Consider the following 20,571-nt stretch of genomic DNA (forward strand, 5'->3'; position numbering starts at 1 on the left):
GTCTTACCCCGAACGAAGGAAAAGCGTCCGCTTTTCCTTTGTTCGAGGAGCGCCAAGGGGCTGATTCCAGCCCCTGGACAAGGCGCTTCTGCTTTTCTTACTGTCTAGCTCCAGCGCCTAGGGGCTCGGGGTCATAAGCCAATCCGTCAAGAAGGTCAAAGGGCAACCTTCTCGCCGGCTCGTCTTATGCCTGTCGCCCCTGGACAAGGCGCTTCTGCTTTTCTTACTTATAAGCGTCTCTACCAACTTGGATATTATCTTTTGTTACTTCAATGTAAGGAACACGAACTGCTTTATTATCGTCTAGCTTCCACTCAGTTCCGTCTAATACATCTTTGCCGTTTGCTGCATTTGCTGCTAGCTGAATAGTGGCGCTACCTTGGTTTTTCGCATCATTTAAGATGGAACCAACCATTTTGCCATTTTCAATCATTTCAAGTGCTTCAGGAATCGCGTCAACACCTACAACAGGCATAAACTTGTCGCCGGAGAAGTAGCCTGCTTTTTCAAGAGATGCAATTGCACCTAATGCCATACCATCGTTGTTGGCAATAACGAATTCGATTTTGTCATTGTATTTTGCAAGCCAAGCATCCATTTTTTCAGTTGCCTTCATTGCATCCCACATCGCTGTATCCATAGCTAATTCTTCCACTTGAATCCCTTTTTCTTTAACAGTATCCACCGCAAATTTTGTACGAGCTTCTGCATCTGGGTGTCCTGGCTCACCTTTTAGTAATACGTATTGAAGCTTGCCATCTTTGTTTTTGTCATATTTATCTTTGTTAGCTTCCCAAGCTTTTGCAATCAGTTCACCTTGAAGTACACCTGATTCAGAAGATGTTGTTCCAACATAGTAAGCTTTATCATAGCCTTTTAATACACTTGCATCAGGCTCTTTATTAAAGAAGATAACCGGAAGATCTTTTGCTTTTGCTTTGTCCACAATTGTTTGCGCTGCTTTTGGATCAACCAGGTTAATTGCTAGAGATTTTGCTCCTTTAGCAATTAGGGTATCAACTTGTTCAATCTGTTTTGCTTGGTCGTTTTGCGAGTCATTTAGCATGAGCTTTACTTTATCTTTTGCTGAAGTCTCCATTGCACGGCGAACATAGGACATGAAGTTGTCATCAAATTTGTAAATGGTTGCCCCAACTGCTGGAAGACTGTTGTCCTTGCCTTTTCCAGAATCTGTACCGCTTGTTGAATCACTGCATCCTGTTGCTAATAGAATACTAGATGCAACTGTTAAAGATAGAATTAAACCCTTTTTCTTTTTAAACATGTTGTCATTCTCCTTTTACTATTTAGTAAAGACTCTGGTAAGGCAGCAGAACCGATCCACTTAACCTCGTTGTAAGCCCTTACACTTATGTTAGCATGGGGGGATTCGCTTCAATAGGTCAAAAGTCTAGCATTAATTTGTGATTACCTAGACTTTTTTGCAAACGCTTTATTTTTTATTAAAAAAATGAGAGCAATCCACTACGACGGATTGATCTCATTAGAGAAAAAATATTAACCTACTGTTACTTTGCGAAATTCTGTTGGCGATAAGCCTGTATGCTTTTTAAACACGCGGCTAAAATAGTTTGGATCCTTGTAGCCAATCGAATAACATATTTCCTTCAAGCTCTTTCCTGGGTCAACCATTTCAGCCTTGGCATGCTTGATTCTTATTTCCGTCACATAATCAATAAAGGTCATCCCAAAACGATCTTTAAATAATTTGCTAAAATAATAGGGACTAAGCTCCACATATTCTGCCACTAATTCCAATGTAATCGAAGCAGCATAATGGTTTTCGATATATTCCTTTGCCTTATGGAGCATGCCCTTAGCGTGATTGTTTCGCCACACCTGGACATGATGAACGACGGCTAATAAATGGGCCTTTCCTTTTTCAAAAATCGCCTTAATTTCCTCAGACTCTTCCACTGCAGGTGTTCGTTCATAGCTTATACCTAAATCATGGAGCATTCGGGAAATGAGAATAAACAATTCATCAAATGATTTTTTAACTAGTGACCCTTTTATTTTCTTATCATCTGCCAGCATCGTTGCAAACGATTCAAAAATGACCAAGACTTGATTGACATCTCCCTGCCTCACAGCTTCTAATAGTTTCTTCTCAATCTCTAACACCCCTGATTGAGAAGGGAGCTCAGTAGACCCTTGTTTAACTGCAAATAAATATTTTCGATTGGGAGTTTTTACGAGGTGCTGCAGGGCCATTAGCGCGTCGTGATAGGATTTATTTAGTTCATGTGCATGGTTGTAGGGAAGACCGACCCCTATCCTTAGTTCCGCATCCAAGTATTTCTTTTCAAAAAGACTGTTCAGACCATCGATGACCGCCTGCGCATTAGTTTTAAATTGGAACTTTTCCGTCGTTTTTTTACAGAGGAATAAAACAGGTACCTGTGCGTCAGTTAACGGGCCAACCATCATTTCCTGTTTCAGCACGATAGAATTAAGAGTATCCTTAAGCCACAAATACCAGTTCTGTTTTTCAACTGCTGCAAGTTCCGTCATGCCCCGTGGCCTTAGTGAGAAAAGCATGATATACCCCGAAGTAATCTCAACCCCAAGCAGCTGCCCCCATTCATCAAAGGAGATATCCTGGACTTGATTCACCAATACAGTTGATACCCATTCTTTTTGGGCGATCGATACGGCACGGTCCAGGTTTTCCCGCAAATTTTGCTGCTCTTCCCGTTGTTTACTCTCCTCTAGGATGTCACTAGAAACGCGGTCTAATGCCGCAAGAATATCTTGTTTTCTGCTGGGTTTTAAGATGTATTCCTTAACCCCCTGCTGCATTACTTCCTTTGCATATTCGAACGTATTAAAGGCGGAAACCATAATAAACCGAATGCCAGGGTCGATTTTTTTTATCGCTTTGACGGCTTGAACGCCATCTATTCCCGGCATTTTAATATCCATAAAAATGATATTAGGCCGATGTTCCATGGCCATTTCAATTGCCTTTCTCCCATTGGGGGCTTCTCCAATGACGATTACGTCCATGGATGAACGGTTAATGATCTTCGTTAATGCCGTCCGCTCCAAGACTTCATCATCCACAATAAGAATTTTCAACAAGGCCTTTTCCCCCTTTGGCAACAACAGGAATCGTAAGTCTAAAATTGGTTCCATGGTCTACTTCTGATTCAATTTCAACAATGTCATTTCTCTGATAAAAGAGCTGCAGCCTTCTGATCACATTTTTCACACCAATACCCGTTGATTGACCTTTTGATTTTTCAGCTTCGTATCTTTCCTCTGGTTCGATGCACTCTACATATTTGAGCAATCTTTTCTTGGTAGTATCGTCCATTCCCGTACCGTTATCAATGACTTCGACGTAAATCTGATGATTATGCCTGTATACATGAAGATGGATGATCCCATTTTCCTCGTAGGATTCAACCCCATGCATGAATGCGTTCTCAATTAATGGCTGTAAGATTAAACTAGGGATTTCAATATCTAAACAATCATCCTCGATGTCGGTCACAAATTGAATCCGTTCCCCAAAACGTGTTTGTTGAATATAAAAATACTCTTGAACAATTCTCACTTCTTCTCTTAGCGTTGAGGCTTTGTCGAAATCACTCAAGTTATACCTGAGTATGGCAGCAACAGCTTCTATTAATCTTGTAGTCTGCTCCGCTTCTTCCAAATAGGCCATTTTTGAAACCGTATTCAAAGTATTGAATAGGAAATGAGGATTGATTTGATTTTGGAGACTCTTTAACTCCAATTCTTTTAATAACTTATCTAACTCCCCTTGTTGTTTGATTTCCGTTACGAGCTGTCTAAGGTTCGTACGCATTTGATTAAAGGTTTCTGTTAATGGCTTAAGCTCGTCCTTTGTGGTAATTTTTATATCCTCACCTGCTAAGTTTCCAATTGAAATCTCCTTAGCTGCATGTGATAACAATCTAATTGGCTTCGTAATCCCGCCGGAAATCCATAATGCTAACAAAGTGCTTAGAACAAAAGCTGCTGCAAAAAGGGAAATCGACATGAGCTTATAATAATGGTTTTGCTGCTCCATTTGATCATAAAATTTTTGATAGTCCGTCAGTTTATTGTTTAATAGTGCAAGAGTGCTTTCTTGAAGAAATGAGTTTATCTTCAATACTTCATTAAAATGACCCGAATATTGATTAATCTCGTCCTGCTTAAATGCACCAACAGTGGCATCCCCTTCATCCAAAAAACTATCAATCATATTTTTATAATTTGTAAGCGTAATCTCATTCGTATTGATTACTTTATAAAGCCTCTTTTGGTCCTTAATAAGCTTAAGCTTTTCTTTTCGATAGTCTTTTAGGTAGGATTCATCCTTATCTAAAATATACCCATGAAGCTTTTCCGTAAGTAAATTGGATCTTTGCGAAATATCATTTAGCAAAAGAAATCGTTCAAAGCTGTCATCATATTCCGTCACCAGCTTTTCACTGCTGTTATAAAAAAAGAACCCGACCGAAGTTAACAAAACTACAAGGACAATGAAATAAAGCAGCAATTTTGATCTAATCCGAAATAACATCATTCATGCTCCCCCATTCTGCCATTATTCACGGATAAATCGCTTATTCTCAAAATTCGAGTATCCGTATGGACAATAGGCGAAACCTTTTTCCCCTCAATTAGATCAATCATCATTTTTACTGCCCCATAACCCATTTGAAATGGTTCCTGGACAACGGTTGCCTTAATGGTTCCCTTTCTTATAAACTTAAGCGTTTCCGGTAGTGTATCAAAGCCAATAATATAAATTTTATTCTGTTTTTTATATTTTTCGACCACTTGGGCAATTTCGATGCCATCCAAGGCACTTGTCCCAAAGAACGCGTTGACCTCAGGGTGATCCTGCAAAATTTGGTTGGCCTTTTCCGCTGCTTTTACTCTGCTAATCTCTGACTCTTCCACAGCAATGATATGGATTCCTTTTTCTGCTTTTACAGCATCCTGAAATCCCTTAACTCGCTGCTGCATATGATTCGCATAAAAGCTCCCCGTAATAATCGCTACATTGGCATTACCCTTTGTATCCGCTATCAAAGCTTTCCCTGCTAAAAAGCCGGAATAATAATTATCCGTTCCAATATAGGCCAGCCTTTTACTGTTCGAGGTGTCCGTATCGACCGTGATAACAGGGATTCCCTTAGCTACGACCCGATTAATAAGCGGAGTAAATTGTTCGTCACTCAATCCCTGTGTAATGATCCCATCAACTTTTGAAGCAGCTGACATTTCAATTGTTTTTACATGATCATCAATATTTGCCTGCTTCGGCCCAGCATATTCCAGCTGAACACTATATTTTTCTGCTGCCTTCTTTGCCCCTTTTTCAACAAGCTTCCAATATTCATTATCTAACTCTTCAGGAACAAGAATAAGATGGTAGCTATACTTTTTTACTGCACTTTCCTCCTTAGGTAAGTGGTGGGTAACGATCTTATATCCGTAAAAGATTGAAAGTGAGCAACTGACAAGAAAAAACAAACTTCCAACTGTATAGGCAACGATGGATAACTTGCTCATATAACATCCCCAATCCCAAAGCATAGTTAAGCCTATTATACGGAACATAGCAATAATCGACAATCTCCCAAAATATGAAAATGTTTTGATTACCATTTCAATTTGAATCCCATTTTTAACCACATTTACCAATAAAAAAACAGCCTTCATTCACTTTCAATGAGGGCTGTTCACCAATGTCCTTTTTAGGATTTATTTGGTAAGCGGTTCAAAATCAACTTTAGGTGCCAATGCCTCGTTAACCTTTTCAACAACCATATCGTGGTCTACCGTAAACGTTGCTGTTCCTTTAATGTCTTCTGAGGATGCCCCCACTTTTACTGTATATGTGCCTTTTTCAAGAATCCATGCATTTTTCTCTTCATCGAAGGAGGCAAGGTCTTTGGCATTTAGATCGAATTGAAGAAGCTCACGTTGATGCGGCTTAAGGTCTTTTGTTTTACCAAAGGCCTTTAGTTCAACAGCAGGTTTCTCAAGCTTTCCATCTGGGGCGGAAACATAAACTTGGACGACTTCTCTCCCAGAAAGCTTGCCCGTATTTTCGACCATAGCAGATACCTTAAGCTTGTCCTTAAATTTCTTTCCTTCATTGATATTTACATGGCTAAAGTTGAAGCTTGTATAGGACAATCCATAACCAAATTCATAAGCAGGCTTCACATTGAACGTGGTATTGTAGCGGTAGCCGACATAAATGTCTTCGTTATAGATCACCTGTGTTGGGTTCTCAGCAGGTGTTCCAGGGAAGCTATCTGCCGATGCAACATCGCTATATTTTACAGGGAAGGTAGTTGGCAGTTTTCCGGACGGATTGACTTTACCGGAAATAACATCCGCTACAGCATAACCTGCCTCCTGGCCAGGCTGCCATGCTAATAGGATAGAGTCAACCTTATCCCGCCAGCTTGCTACATCGATAGGTCCGCCAATATTCAAAATAACGGCTACTTTTTTACCCTGCTTGTGGTATTCTGCTGATACTTTCGAAATCATGTCTTGTTCTGCATCACTTAATAGGTAATCCCCTTTTACCACTTGACGGTCCGCACCTTCTCCTGAATTACGGCCAATAACAATGACGCCGATATCCGATTCTTTCGAAGCAGCGGCAATTTCATTATCTGCTAGAGGCTTTTCAGGAATGGCAGGGATTGACTTGCCAAAATCCTCACCCCATGGACTTGGTTTAATTTTATATTGTTCCTGCGAGCGCAATGTATCAATATATGTCTTATATTCCTGGAATTCGGATTGATTTAATTCGTAGCCAGCACTCTTTAAGCCATCTGCAATCGAGGTGGTGTAAGCTGCATTAACATCACCGCTTCCTGTTCCACCTTTAACCGTCTCGATTTGTGTATTGCCAAATAACGTGACCTTTTGATCTTTGCTGATTGGCAGCGGCATATTGTCGTTCTTTAAAAGAACCATTCCTTCCGCAGCTGCTTTTCGAGCTGTTTGTGCATGAGCAGCTAAATCAGGCTTGTCGGAGTTTTGGTACTTTTTAAACTCAGGTGTTTCGATGACGATCTGGAGAATGTTCTTAATATTGCGGTCAAGCACTTTTTCGTCCAAATTTCCACCTTCAACAGCTGCTTTAATTATATCGGATTGGTACGATGCACCCGGCATAATCATGTCATTGCCAGCCTTCATTTGTTCTACCGGATTATCTCCTCCAAACCAGTCTGTCATGACAAACCCTGTGTAGCCCCAGTCCTTACGCAAAACAGTTGTTAACAAGTCAGCATTTTGGGAAGTGTATGTTCCATTAAGTTTGTTATAGGAACTCATAACGGACCATGGATGGGATTCCTTAACAGCAATTTCAAAGCCTTTTAGATAAATTTCCCTTAATGCTCGTTCAGAAACGACGGTATCAATGCTATTCCGGTTTGTTTCCTGGTTATTAGCAACAAAGTGCTTGATTGTTGCGCCAACACCGTTCGATTGTACCCCATTCACCATCGCCGCAGCTATTTTCCCTGAAATTAAAGGATCCTCTGAATAGTATTCGAAGTTTCGTCCATTTAATGGATTACGGTGGATATTCAGTGCCGGTGCTAATAAAAGGTCGACACCATATTCTTTCACTTCATTTCCCTGAGCTTTACCTACTGCTTCTGCAGTTGCAGGATCCCAAGTGGAGGCCAGCGCCGATGCAATCGGGAAAGCGGTTGCATAATAAGTTTGAGTTTGTCCTGGCCTTGTTGGACGAATCCGTAGTCCTGCCGGGCCGTCAGCAAAACGCAGTTCAGGGATTCCTAACCGAGGAATTCCGTAGGTGCCGCCTACTGCTCCGGTTACTTCAAATGGAGGCATTCCCCCAAATCCAGGCATTCCTACCCCGACAACAAATTTAGCTTTTTCCTCTAAGGTCATCGCTTGAATAACAGTGTTAATAGATGCTGCGTCTGTTAAGTATGGTGCTGTTGTCTGTACAGTAGTTTTGTTTTGTTGTATGTTTGATGGATCTTGACTCTGAGCGGATGCAATGTCAAAGGTGAGTCCTGAGAGAAGTAATGAAGATGTAAGAGTAATGGCCAGTAATTTCAACTTTTTCTTCTTTAGCTTTTTTAACATAATTCTAATTCCCCCATCAAATTAGTCTGAACTTTTTACACATATAAATTAAAACGCTTTCATTGTTAGTTTAACTTAAGTGAAGTTTCAGACTATTATCATTCTTCTGGATTATCTTGCGAATATCTTCATTATTTTGTTTTAGTTGAAAGAGATTAAGAGATAGAAAGAGTTTAAAAAGGGATTTCCTTTACAGTTTTATACCCTTCTCTTAAGTCATTTAGAATAATGTCTAAGAAATATGTATAATTCCTCTTGAACATTTAATAATTTATTGAATTTTCAGTCTATAACAAATTAATCTAGTAAATCACAATTTAATGCTACCTCTTGTAACTTATCGAATTACACTTTACATGTTAACCTCTTGATTGTAAGGGTTTTCATTCGAAAGAAGGGGTTGTTAGGTGTGAAGGGTTATTACAAGGTTCTAAGTTCATCCATGTTTAGTCTAATGCTATTGTCTTCTGGTAATTCAGGAGTACTAGCAATGGAACAGCCACAAACGCAAGTTAATGCGGAGGCTGTTGCCACAGAAAATAGTAGTGTACAAACTGGTGCTGCTCAGGAGCAAACGCCAATGTTAGTCGACCAATCTTCCATTCTAGCAGTTATTCAGGCCATGACGCTGGACGAAAAGGTAGATTTGATTGGAGGAGCTGGAGCCGCAGTAACAGGGGCTGCTGGCGGAACCTTTCCTATTCCGCGGCTTGGTATTCCAAAGCTTACTTTTGCCGATGGTCCAGCCGGTCTTCGATTTGGATCAACAGCAAATAAGTCGACAACCGGTTTCCCAATTCCCTCGGCATTATCTGCTAGTTTTAATAAGGATTTAATGTACCAGGTTTCTAGTGCGATGGGAAAAGAAACCCTTGATTATGGCGTGGATGTTATATTAGGACCCGCATTGAATATTCACAGAGATCCAAGAGGTGGAAGAAACTTCGAATATTATTCGGAAGATCCATACTTAAGCGGTGAAATGGCAGCTGAGTTTACTAAAGGCGTGCAAGACCAGGGTGTTGGTGTAAGTATGAAGCACTATGCAGCAAATAATCAGGAAACAAACAGACAGTCAGTAAACGAAATCATTTCTGAACGTGCCTTAAGAGAAATTTATTTAGCCGGATTCGAGCGGGTGATTAAAGAAGCAAGTCCTTGGACAGTAATGAGTTCCTATAACTCGATAAATGGTCCGTTTTCTGCTCATAATTCATGGCTGTTAAATGATGTACTAAGAAGTGACTGGGGTTTTAACGGGATGGTTATGACAGACTGGGGCGGATCTAAACAAAATGGAGTAGCGATGTTGAACGGCGGAAATGACTTGTCCATGCCAAGTTTAAATGCGGTTGGTAAGGCAGCAGTTAAAGCGGCCATCTTAGACGGTTCACTTCCAGAGGAGAAACTTGATACGGCCATCGAGAATATTCTAAATTTAGTGGTTAAGTCACCTACATTCAAAAAATTAAGTAGCGTTGATGATACGAAACAAAGTGTAAGTGTAGAGCTTGCAACTGCTAATGCAAAACTTTCAAGAGAAGCGGCACCGGAAGGAATGGTTTTATTAAAAAATAAAAATAAAGCGCTTCCGTTTACAGATAAGGTCAAGAAGGTCGGTTTAGTCGGCAACTCGTATACCATGCCAAGCTGTGGATTTGGTACCCCTGCTTCTGCGTGTACGACGGATAATGCTGCTACGAAAATGTTCTTAATGGGAACAGGAAGTGCCTATGTTACTCCAACACATACGGTCCAGCTTCCTGAAGGACTAAAAAATGGAGGCTATAGTCCTGTTTATACGAACGCAAGCGGGACAGAAATCAATGAAAATCTGACTATCGAAGATGCGGAATATATGGCAAACAATTCCGATATCGGCGTGGTAGTAATTGCACGAGGATCCGGGGAGGGTGCGGATGGAAATTCGACTACCTTTGAACCAACTACAAAAGAGTTAGAACTAATAAAAAAGGTTTCTAATGCATATCACGCGGTTAATAAAAAGGTTGTCGTGGTCTTAAATGTTGGCGCTCCTTTTAACACGACAGACTGGAAGGACTATGCCGATTCCATTTTATTATCTTGGCAGCCAGGAATGGAAGCAGGTAATGCCCTTACAGATGTTCTTTCTGGCAAAGCGAATCCTTCTGGTAAACTTCCGGCAACCTTCCCAGTTCATTTAGAGGATGCGCCAAGTTATGCTAACTTCCCAAGCTCTGATGGCAATCCAAATCTAGTCAAATATAGTGAAGATATTTATGTCGGCTACCGTTACTACTCAACATTTAATGTACCAACTGCCTATGAATTTGGTTATGGACTATCTTATACAACTTTTGATTATAGCGATTTTAAATTAAATAAAGACAACTTATCTAATAAAATCAAAGTCTCGTTTAAAGTGACAAACTCCGGTTCCTTTGCTGGAAAAGAGGCACCACAACTATATGTAAGTGCACCAGATGGGAAACTAGAAAAACCAGCCATTGAACTTAAGGCCTTCGCAAAAACGAGAGAGCTAAAGCCGGGGCAAAAAGAAACAGTTAATTTCTTTATAAGTCCAAAAGATATTGCTTCCTTTGATGAAGATACTTCTTCATGGATTTTAGAAAAGGGTTCCTATCAATTCCATGTAGGTTCGTCTTCAAAGGATTTCAGAGGTACCTTAACCTTTAAAGTAAATAAAGACCTAGTTGTTGAAACGGTTAATAACAATGGTCCTGAAGTTCAATTAGATAGGCTATCAAAGTACAATCAATAGAAAGATAGATAGACTTAAAAGGAAAAAATGAGGAGGCAAAATAAATGATAAAAAGATTTATGTTCTTACTGATGGCCATTATAATGGCCTTTCCTTTCAGCTTGGGGGCACTTGCCAAGGAAGTTAAGACGCAGCCAACCTCTTACCGTACGGTTACAGAGATTGAAGATTGGGGAGCGGCCATTACAAAAGTAATCGTCGATGTAGGCAGACCGATTCCAAAAGACTCCGTAACAACAAATACGTTCAATGTTCATGTTGTTAGAAGTGACAGCAGGTTAAAGACACCATTTCTGGAAGAAGGTGACCGCACCGTTACAAAAGCATTTGTTTCGGATAAAGACGGAAACCCTGCAGTTGCAACAGGAAAATACGTGGTATTAGAAATGAAGATTGGACCAACTGTATCTTTAGGTTCCCCGCTCAACTATGATTTTGCTGGAACCCGATTTAATGATTGGATTGATAGCAAATATACGATCACTCAACAAAAAGACATTGTGACTAGCGCTGGAACCATCTCAGGGTTAGTGGTTGACACATTTGCAGGGGAAAAAAGAGAACTTGTCGATGACTTCACTACCGGGAAAGCAACGTTTGATAATACTACATTAACTTACGCAGATTATGCACCAGCAAAAGACAAAGGAAAGAATCCACTAATTATCTGGCTCCACGGCGGCGGTGAAGGGGGAACAGATGCAACCATTCCACTTTCTGCAAATGAAGCTGTAAGTCTTTCTACTGATATGATTCAATCTTACTTTGGTGGAGCTTATGTTTTAGCACCTCAGGCACCTACTAGATGGATGCATGGTTCTATAACGGGTGGAGCAGATGGAACTTCTATCTATGAAGAAGCTCTTATGGCACTAATTAACGATTATGTTTCAAAAAATCCTGATATTGATCCAAATAGAATCTACATTGGCGGAGCTTCAAATGGTGGATATATGACAATGCTAATGGTTCGTGATTATCCAGGATACTTTGCTGCCGCTTATCCGGTATGTGAAGGGTTAAATGATACATTGATAACCGATGCTGACATCCAAAAAATTAAAGAAACGCCAATCTGGTTTGTTGCAGCTATAAATGATACGACATTGCCTCCTGCAATCAACACAGTACCAACCTATGACCGATTAATCCAAGCTGGAGCAAAGAATGTACAATTATCGTTATTTGATGACGTACATGATACTTCAGGCTTATATAACAATGCAGATGGTACACCATATCAATACGCTGGACACTGGTCATGGATTTATGTATACAACAATGAACCTGCAGCATCTATTAATGGCAAAACAACAACAATCATGGAATGGATGGCTGCCCAGTCGTTAAATAAATAAATGGTGTCAGGCACCACAAAAAGACAACATGCCAATTTGTCCACCTCAGTTGGACAAATTGGCATGTTTTAATTTTTTCTTAGGTTAAAAGCTACTGTTACGAATGATTAGTTCTGTGGCGATGAATATTTTTTTGGCTGTTTTTCTGCCTGCGATTCTCTCCAAAAGGGTGTCAACGGCGGTTTCTCCCATGATTTCGGTATACACCTTAATCGTGCTTAACGCTGGATAGACATATTTGGAGATACTGATGTCATTCACACCGATGATGTTAACCCGTTTTGGAACAGAAATTCCTGCCTCCAGCAGTGCCCTTAATGCCCCAACAGCAATCGAATCATTACCTGCAAAAAAGGCGGTTGGCAGGTTGTCCCCATGTTCATCAATCGCCTTTTTCATCATGACATGACCTTCATCGGCTGAGAAGGTTCCTACATACATAAAAGCTTCATAGGGCATCCCTTTACCTGTTAAATAGCGCTTGAACGCCGATTCCCTTGGGTCTTCTATGATGGAAGTTTTATCTTTAAACACTTCTCTTCCGCCGATATAGCCGATTTTCTCATGACCCTTCTTCATAAAATGATCAAGTACCTTTATTGTTGCCCTTTCAAAGTCAATGACGATCGAATCAAACCGGTCTTCGTCTGGTGAGGTGTCCACAAAGACAATATTTTTTGTTATCTTAAGCAGCTCATTCACCTGCTTCTTGCTAAATTTCCCTATCGCAATCAGCCCTTGAATATCGTCTTCCTTCAAATCCTCATAGTTGTCTTGAAAATATTTGGCCACTTGAATCCCTTGCTGTCGGCATTGGTTTTCAACCCCAAGCCGGATCGACATGTAATACAAATCTTCCAGTTCTTCTTTTTCGGTATACCATTGCAGGAGAGCAATTTTCCCCGCCCCCTGCTTGCGGGCTGGTTTCTTTTTATACGATAATTCCTCTGCCACTTCGAAAATTCTTTTTTTGGTTTCATCGCTGACAGAAAGTGTCGTATCATAATTCAAAACACGGGATACAGTGGCGATCGATACCCCTGCCATTTGTGCAATATCTTTGATGGTAGCCATTAATCAATCTCCTAATGTATTAGCAAAAAAACGATACACTGTTTTGGAATAGTATACTTCCTCCGGGTTTAAAATGACAGAGGGGAACTCTGGGTGATGGATAGCATCTGGAAATCCTTGCGTTTCCAGACAAACACCCAAATAGTTTCTTGACCTGACACCTGCTATAGAATAGGGACCTTCTAGTTGGTTCCCTGTATAAAGGACGACGCATGGCTGGTCGGTCGAAACAAGCAGTGAACGGCCGCTTTCATCATCACTTAGCATGATTGTATTTTCACCCTTTTTGGTAAAAACAAGTGGGTGGTCGTACCCATTACCAACAAGCACATTTTGTGGATGAGACGAAACCATCCCAGAGCGTAACCTTCTGCCATGCTTAAAATCAAATGGGGTATTTTTCGTATCAATCATATTACCAGTAGGGATAAAACCTTTGCCCAGTTCTAAAAACTGATCACTTTCTAATTGGAGAATATGTTCAGAACAATCTCTTTTTACATTTCCACTCAAGTTAAAATACGAGTGATTCGTTAAGTTGACAACTGTTTTTTGATCCGTTTTCCCTTCAAAAGTAATATCGAGTTCATTTTTATTGTTTAGAATATAGGTAACAGTGGTGTCTAGATTACCAGGATAGCCTTCGTCACCGTCTGGACTATGATAAAAAAACTTCAAACCGACTGCATTTTCTTCCTCTATTATTTCGGTTTTCCAAATCACAGAGTTAAAGCCCTTCCTGCCCCCGTGTATATGATTGGGATAATCATTGTCTGCAAGATGGTATTCTTTTCCGTCCAACTCAAAGCTGGCACCATTAATTCTTCCGGCTACTCGTCCCACAACTGCGCCAAAATACGGGGACCATTCTGTGTAATCTTCGAAGTTTTCAAATCCAAGCACTACATTTTCAAAGTTTCCATGACGGTCAGGGACGATGATTTTAGTCATCACACAACCATAATTAAGGCAAGAGACCATCATGCCGTAATCATTGACTAAGGTATACTCAGTAACAGACTCACCCTCGTAACTGCCAAATATTCTATCTAATATTTTCATCGCGTTATCACTCCATATTTTTCAGAAGGTATTCTAATTCATTTCTTTTTAAAAACTAGAGCTATCAACAAAGTTCTGGGCCGATTATGTTTTTATAACGTACTGATAAACCGCTGGAACCCAGCTGCACCCACTTCATTTCGCTTAAACACTCCTGCATCTTCCAAGCACCTTAAAAACTTCTTTCCTACTTCTTCTCTTACCAGACCATCCACATTCGCTTCATTAGCAATAGCTAGATAGCGTGCTTTTAACGCTTCCGCCCAGTCTAAATGATAGTCTGCTACTGCCGATGATTGACCTAGGATGTAATTTTCCACTTCTCCTAGTTCATCCTTTAACCGTGCTGGTAAAACCGCCAGCCCCATCACTTCAATTAGGCCAATATTTTCCTTCTTAATATGATGTACATCTGCGTGAGGATGGAAAATGCCAAGCGGATGTTCATCACTCGTCCGGTTGTTACGCAGAACCAAATCCAGTTCAAATACATCCCCATTTTTACGTGCAATGGGTGTAATTGTGTTGTGCGGGGTATCGCCAGTCCTCGCCTCAATTCCTAAACCTTCATCACTGTACTTTTTCCATTTGTCTAAAATATGTGACCCGGCTTCAACGAGCGTACTAATTTGATCGGAACGCAGGCGAATAACGGACATAGGCCATTTAACAACCGCACACTCTACATCCGGATATCCAGCCATTTTAAATGCCCAGTCATCCCCTGCCTTCGCCATCGCAAATTGATAATTCCCGCCTTGATAATGATCATGGGATAAAATCGAGCCCCCTACAATCGGCAGGTCCGCATTAGAGCCGACAAAATAATGTGGAAATTGCTCAACAAAGCTTAACAGCCGTAAGAATGTCGTTGGACTAATAACCATATCGGTATGTTTTTCTGCTAACACGATACAATGCTCGTTGTAATAGACATATGGTGAATACTGCAAGTACCATGTGTTTTCTAATAGATTTACACGAATCATGCGGTGATTGGAGCGGGCAGGGTGCCCGATTCTTCCCGCATATCCCTCATTTTCCACACAAAGCAAGCATTTCGGATAGTCCGTTTTCTTCATCGACCGTTCGAGTTCAATACTTTTAGGATCCTTTTCGGGTTTGGATAGATTAATGGTAATATCAAGTTCACCATATTCTGTAGCGGTCTTATATTCAATGTTATTTCGAATTCGCTTCATTTGAATGTAGTTGCTATTTTTACTTAACTCATAGAAATACTGTGTTGCTGCTTTTGGATCCTGTTTATATTTTCCATAAAAAAGCTGATTAACCGCTGATGGCCGGGCGATGAAACAGTTCATAATTTTACTTGAAAAAATCTCTTTTTCATCAAATAATTCTTCAATAACCCCTTGATTGCAGGCATAATCTACAATGAAATCGAGTAAATCAGGGATATCAAAGTTACTTTCCCCTGCTGCGTCCACTTTCTTAAACTCCGTTAGATGGAGAAGTGACAATATTTGATTGCGCGCATAGATTTCATCTTCCCGCTCAATTAATTGAGCGGCTATTGCTTGATTGATTAATTGTTGTATTTGTTGATAAATCATCATGTTCACCTCTATTTCTGATATCCATTCGGGTGGTGCTGATGCCAGTTCCAGGCATTGCTAATCATTTGATGAATCGATGTTCTCGTTGGATTCCATCCCAATATCTTTTTTGCTTTTTCCGAAGAAGCAATTAATGTACTTGGGTCTCCAGCTCTTCGTTCACCGATTTTTACCGGGATATCAATTCCTGTAACCTCTTTAGCTGTCTCAACAATTTCTTTTACCGAGAATCCTTGACTTGAGCCAAGATTGAAATGATTACTCTCCCCGCCATTTTGTAGATAACGGAGGGCTAATATATGGGCATCAATTAAGTCTTCTACATGAATATAATCACGAACACAAGTACCATCTGCTGTATCATAATCTTCCCCAAATATCGTAACGGCAGGCCTTTTGCCTAATGCTGCTTCTAATACAACAGGGATGAGATGCGTTTCTGGGTTATGGTCCTCGCCAATTTGTCCGTCGCTTCTTGCCGAAGCTACGTTAAAATAGCGAAGGGAAACATAGTGAAGATCAAACGCTTTTTCGCACCAAGCCATCATTTTTTCCATCGCAAGCTTGGTTTCGCCATAGGTATTCGTTGGAATGGTTGCCGCATCCTCTGTAATCGGTACAACCTTCTGCTCTCCATAAACTGCTGCTGTCGAAGAAAAAACGATGTGCTTGACGCTAAATTCCTTCATCATTTCAAGGACAACTTGTGTGCCATAAACATTGTTATCAAAGTATTTTAACGGTTCAACCATGGATTCCCCGACAAGGGAATTGGCGGCAAAATGCAAGATTGCTTCAATGTCTTCTTTTTCAAAAACAGAGCGCATAAACTCACGACTGCGGATATCCCCTTCATAAAAGCTTGCCTTTGGATGAATTGCATCGCTATGGCCTGTTTGCAAATTATCAATCACAACCACCGGAAACCCCTGATCAATCAACTGATAAACAGCGTGTGAACCGACATAGCCCGCTCCACCTAATACAAGGATACTCATTTAGATCGCCGCCTCCATTTGAATTTCTTTTGCCCCGTCACCAATGCTCGCTGCATAAAATTCTGCCTTGTAGCCAATTTTCTCGAGATAGGCTGACCCAACATTTGCAATAAAGTTTTCAACCTCGTCATTTTCTACGATTGCAATAGCACAGCCGCCGAATCCTGCACCAGTCATCCGCGCCCCTAGAACTCCCGGTTGTTTCCATGCAGCCTCTACTAAACTGTCAAGTTCCACCCCTGTCACTTCATAATCATCTCGTAAGGATACGTGTGATTGGTTAATCAATTGTCCAAATGCCTCTAAATTTCCCGCTTTAAGCTCTTCTAGTGCCTTAATTGTTCGCACGTTTTCATAGACAGCGTGCTTTGCTCGTTTGCGCACCGTTTCATTGGTAATTAGGTAATGATTTTCATCAAACTCCGCTTCAGATAACTGACCTAGAGCCTCAATCGGAAGTTTTTGCTGAAGTTGCGCTAGCGCCTCTTCACATTCACTTCTTCGCTCATTGTATTTCGAATCAGCTAATTCCCTGCGCTTGTTCGTATTCATAATTAAAATTTTGTAATCATCAAGGTGAATGGGTGCGTATTCATAGCTTAGAGTCTGGCAATCTAGTAAAATTCCAGCATCTTTCTTCCCCATGCCAATCGCAAACTGGTCCATAATGCCGCTGTTCACACCAATAAATTCATTCTCTACCTTTTTACCAAGCTTGATGAGATCAAGCCTAGGAATTTCTAATTCAAACAGGCCGTTTACTAGCACTCCGGTTAACAGCTCAATGGAAGCCGACGAAGATAGTCCTGCACCATTCGGGATATTGCCTTCAATGGCACAATCAAATCCCGTTGGAATCTCATATCCCGCCTCGATCATGTACCGAATCATTCCTTTCGGATAGTTGGCCCAATTGTGTTCTTTCTCATATTCTAGTTTGTTTAAGTTAAATTCGATGATTCCTTTTTCAGGGAAGTTCGTTGAGTATAGTTGAATCACTTGGTCTTCCCGTTTCCTTGCTACAGCGTAAGTACCGTAGGTAATCGCACATGGAAACACATGACCGCCATTATAATCGGTATGCTCGCCAATTAAATTAATCCTCCCAGGAGCAAAAAAGGCTTTTCTAGGTAAAATATGAAACATATCTAAAAATACTTTATTAAGTGCGTTAACGTTCATTTTAATTCCTCCAGAAATTCTGTTTCTTGTAAGTAAATTATTAATTTCAACTTAATTTTATAACGGTTAGTAAAAATATTCAACCGTTTTTACTAAAAGTTTACTTAAAAATATAAGAAAAGCGCATGAATAATTTCATGCGCTTTCACAGTGCTGTTTTTTATTCCACTACCTTCCTCCGGTCTTTTGCAAATAAAAAACCTGGGACTGGAAGTCGCCGCCACGCTCGGCACTCCCTCCATTGACACCGTTAAACTCGGTTGGAAGCGGCAGTCCTACGTTCATGAGCTCATCGCCATAATACGTTCGTTCGCTTCCAGCCACTTTATACATCTTCGATTCAGCTAGTCCACTGAGACGAAGCGTTTGCTGCTTTTTAGGATTCGGCGTAGCCAAAACCTTATACCAGCCAATCAAGGCTTCCGATTGGTCCTTGCTCACGACCATCCAAGCCGTTTCATTATTCGAAAAAGGACTCAACAAGCGATAAAATTGACCATCGCGAATTAATCCTCGATGCTTTTTATAAAAAGCAACCTGCTCTTTAATTTCTGCCCGCTCTTCTTTGGTTAATTTCACTGGATCTAATTCATAGCCAAAGGTTCCAAAGTAAGCAGTATTTGCCCTTGTTGCTAACGGTGTCGTCCGCAATGTTTGGTGATTCGGAACAGCCGACACATGAGATCCCATGCTGTAAACTGGATAGGCGAAGGAGGTACCGTATTGGATTTTTAGCCTCTCAATCGCATCCGTATCATCACTTGTCCATGCTTGCGGTGCATAATACATCATCCCTGGGTCGAATCTTCCCCCGCCTCCTGCACAAGATTCAAACAACACATGCGGGAATTCACGTGTTAACCGTTCATAGAGATCATAGACCCCTAAAATATAGCGATGGAAAAACTCGCCTTGCTGATGAACGGCTAGTTTTTGTGAGAATGCTTCGGTAATGTTCCGATTCATATCCCATTTAATATAAGCAAGGCTTGTTTTTTTAATAATATCGGACATTTTTTCATAAAGATAATCAACAATTTCTGGTCTTGAAAAGTCAAGAACGAGCTGATTGCGACCCAATGTATAATGTTGACCTGGAACACCCACGGCCCAATCAGGATGCTCGCTAAATAAATCACTGTTCGGACTGATCATCTCCGGCTCAAACCATAGCCCAAATTTCATTCCAATCGCAGATATTTTCTGGGCTAAGCTTTCTAAGCCACCCGGAAGTTTATCTAAGTCCACATACCAATCTCCAAGGGAGGTGGTATCATCATTCCGTTTTCCAAACCAGCCATCATCAAGGACCAGCAGTTCGATTCCTAATTCACTTGCTGATTTCGCAATATTAACGAGTTTTTCCTCAGTAAAATCAAAGTAGGTTGCTTCCCAGTTATTAATCAAAATCGGACGCACGGCCTTCTTCCATTGCGCTTGAATCAGGTGCTCGCGATAAAGACTATGAAAGGCCTGGCTCATCCCATTTAAACCTTGATCGGAATACACCATTACTACTTCCGGTGTTTGGAAGGACACGTTCGGCTTTAGATTCCACTTGAAGCCAAACGGATGAATCCCAACCATAAGTCTTGCTGTGTCGTAATGATCCACTTCTATTTGCATCAAAAAGTTACTGCTATATATAAAATTAAAGCCGTATACCTCACCTGTATGTTCCGTCGCCTCCGGACGCTTTAGTGCCAAGAACGGATTATGGTGGTGAGAGCTGGCACCTCGCAGACTAGAAATAGACTGAATGCCTGTTTCCAGTATTCTCTCTTTTACATGCCGCTCCCGTGACCATGCACCCGCTAAGTGGGTAAATAAAAAATCTTTATCCGGAAGGTCGAGTGATGCTCCCATTAATCGATCAATAACCAATTCCTCTTGACTTTCATTTTTCAAGGAAGCACTTCTCGTTATGACAGGCATATCAAGGAATATTGTATAATTTAACGTCAATTCTGCTTGGAGGAATTCATCCTTTAAGATAATTTGAAGTGTACTAGCGTCCTGATTGTCCTCTGTATAGGTTGCCGGCAGACCTTCAAGACGAGGCTTTCCGTCTACAAGTTGATACGAATCATATTTGAAATTAGGAACATGATTAGCCGTCGTGTTACTTACACTGATTGCCGGTTCGCGAAAATCAGAATTTCCGTAGGCAGGGTATTCTTGACGGAGCGTTTCCAAACCAAAAGCAGGATCATCTGCATACACGTGTGTAGTAGCCCCTGTTGGCACATCATACGTCTGCAAGTGAGAAAAATCTTCTCTGTGGTGCAATGCCTTTCCATAATAAAGATGGCCTAATTGTCCATTTTTCATCACGTGAAAAATATAACTAACTTGGCCATTTGTTAAATGAAACTGTCTGTCCTCTTGATTAACATGAATAAGCATAACCT

13 protein-coding genes are annotated in these 20,571 nt (G+C 40.8%); 2 read left to right on the top strand and 11 right to left on the bottom strand.

What is annotated here, in order from left to right; all coding sequences use genetic code 11:
* Positions 1-223 precede the first annotated feature (223 nt).
* The 5 genes from mglB to ACSU6B_RS09675 all read right to left on the bottom strand — a co-directional run bounded on the left by mglB (position 224) and on the right by ACSU6B_RS09675 (position 8,142).
* On the bottom strand, positions 224-1,285 hold the full coding sequence (mglB, locus tag ACSU6B_RS09655) for a galactose/glucose ABC transporter substrate-binding protein MglB (RefSeq protein ID WP_168241724.1): 1,062 nt from the start codon (positions 1,283-1,285) through the stop codon (positions 224-226).
* Positions 1,286-1,518: 233 nt separating this feature from the next.
* Entirely contained in the window at positions 1,519-3,105 is a 1,587-nt protein-coding gene (locus tag ACSU6B_RS09660) for a response regulator (RefSeq protein WP_410884719.1), read from the bottom strand.
* Complete coding sequence (locus ACSU6B_RS09665; protein ID WP_410884721.1) at positions 3,080-4,564, bottom strand: sensor histidine kinase; 1,485 nt, start codon at positions 4,562-4,564, stop codon at positions 3,080-3,082. Before ACSU6B_RS09665 ends, ACSU6B_RS09660 begins: the two co-directional genes overlap by 26 nt.
* Positions 4,561-5,559 (bottom strand): sugar-binding protein, encoded by a 999-nt coding sequence (locus ACSU6B_RS09670; RefSeq protein WP_410884723.1) that lies wholly within the window; start codon positions 5,557-5,559, stop codon positions 4,561-4,563. Before ACSU6B_RS09670 ends, ACSU6B_RS09665 begins: the two co-directional genes overlap by 4 nt.
* A gap of 192 nt (positions 5,560-5,751) precedes the next feature.
* Complete coding sequence (locus tag ACSU6B_RS09675) at positions 5,752-8,142, bottom strand: beta-glucosidase (protein WP_410884725.1); 2,391 nt, start codon at positions 8,140-8,142, stop codon at positions 5,752-5,754.
* A gap of 409 nt (positions 8,143-8,551) precedes the next feature.
* Between ACSU6B_RS09675 and ACSU6B_RS09680 the strand changes: the two genes are divergently transcribed.
* Together ACSU6B_RS09680 and ACSU6B_RS09685 are read left to right on the top strand one after the other, a co-directional pair.
* Positions 8,552-10,906: a glycoside hydrolase family 3 C-terminal domain-containing protein gene (locus ACSU6B_RS09680; protein WP_410884727.1), complete on the top strand. Its 2,355-nt coding sequence runs from the start codon at positions 8,552-8,554 to the stop codon at positions 10,904-10,906.
* Between the two features lie 44 nt (positions 10,907-10,950).
* Positions 10,951-12,264, top strand: a complete 1,314-nt coding sequence (locus ACSU6B_RS09685) for a prolyl oligopeptidase family serine peptidase (protein ID WP_410884729.1) — start codon at positions 10,951-10,953, stop codon at positions 12,262-12,264.
* Between the two features lie 84 nt (positions 12,265-12,348).
* On the opposite strand, the gene ACSU6B_RS09690 is transcribed toward ACSU6B_RS09685, so the two are convergent.
* From ACSU6B_RS09690 to ACSU6B_RS09715, 6 genes are all read right to left on the bottom strand, one after another.
* The gene (locus tag ACSU6B_RS09690; protein WP_410884731.1) at positions 12,349-13,338 is read right to left on the bottom strand and encodes a LacI family DNA-binding transcriptional regulator; all 990 of its coding nucleotides are present in this window, start codon (positions 13,336-13,338) and stop codon (positions 12,349-12,351) included.
* Between the two features lie 3 nt (positions 13,339-13,341).
* Positions 13,342-14,400 (bottom strand): aldose epimerase family protein, encoded by a 1,059-nt coding sequence (locus ACSU6B_RS09695; protein ID WP_410884733.1) that lies wholly within the window; start codon positions 14,398-14,400, stop codon positions 13,342-13,344.
* Between the two features lie 92 nt (positions 14,401-14,492).
* Positions 14,493-15,977 carry a UDP-glucose--hexose-1-phosphate uridylyltransferase gene (galT, locus tag ACSU6B_RS09700; protein ID WP_410884901.1) on the bottom strand — a complete coding sequence of 495 codons (1,485 nt, stop codon included), beginning with the start codon at positions 15,975-15,977 and terminating at the stop codon, positions 14,493-14,495.
* Between the two features lie 11 nt (positions 15,978-15,988).
* Positions 15,989-16,978 carry a UDP-glucose 4-epimerase GalE gene (gene galE / locus ACSU6B_RS09705; RefSeq protein ID WP_410884735.1) on the bottom strand — a complete coding sequence of 330 codons (990 nt, stop codon included), beginning with the start codon at positions 16,976-16,978 and terminating at the stop codon, positions 15,989-15,991.
* The gene (locus ACSU6B_RS09710) at positions 16,979-18,160 is read right to left on the bottom strand and encodes a galactokinase (protein ID WP_410884737.1); all 1,182 of its coding nucleotides are present in this window, start codon (positions 18,158-18,160) and stop codon (positions 16,979-16,981) included.
* A 168-nt stretch (positions 18,161-18,328) separates the two neighbouring features.
* Complete coding sequence (locus ACSU6B_RS09715) at positions 18,329-20,566, bottom strand: alpha-galactosidase (RefSeq protein WP_410884739.1); 2,238 nt, start codon at positions 20,564-20,566, stop codon at positions 18,329-18,331.
* Between the last annotated feature and the right edge of the window lie 5 nt (positions 20,567-20,571).

The organism is Neobacillus sp. C211 (assembly GCF_051842875.1).
Lineage (GTDB): Bacteria > Bacillota > Bacilli > Bacillales > Cytobacillaceae > Neobacillus.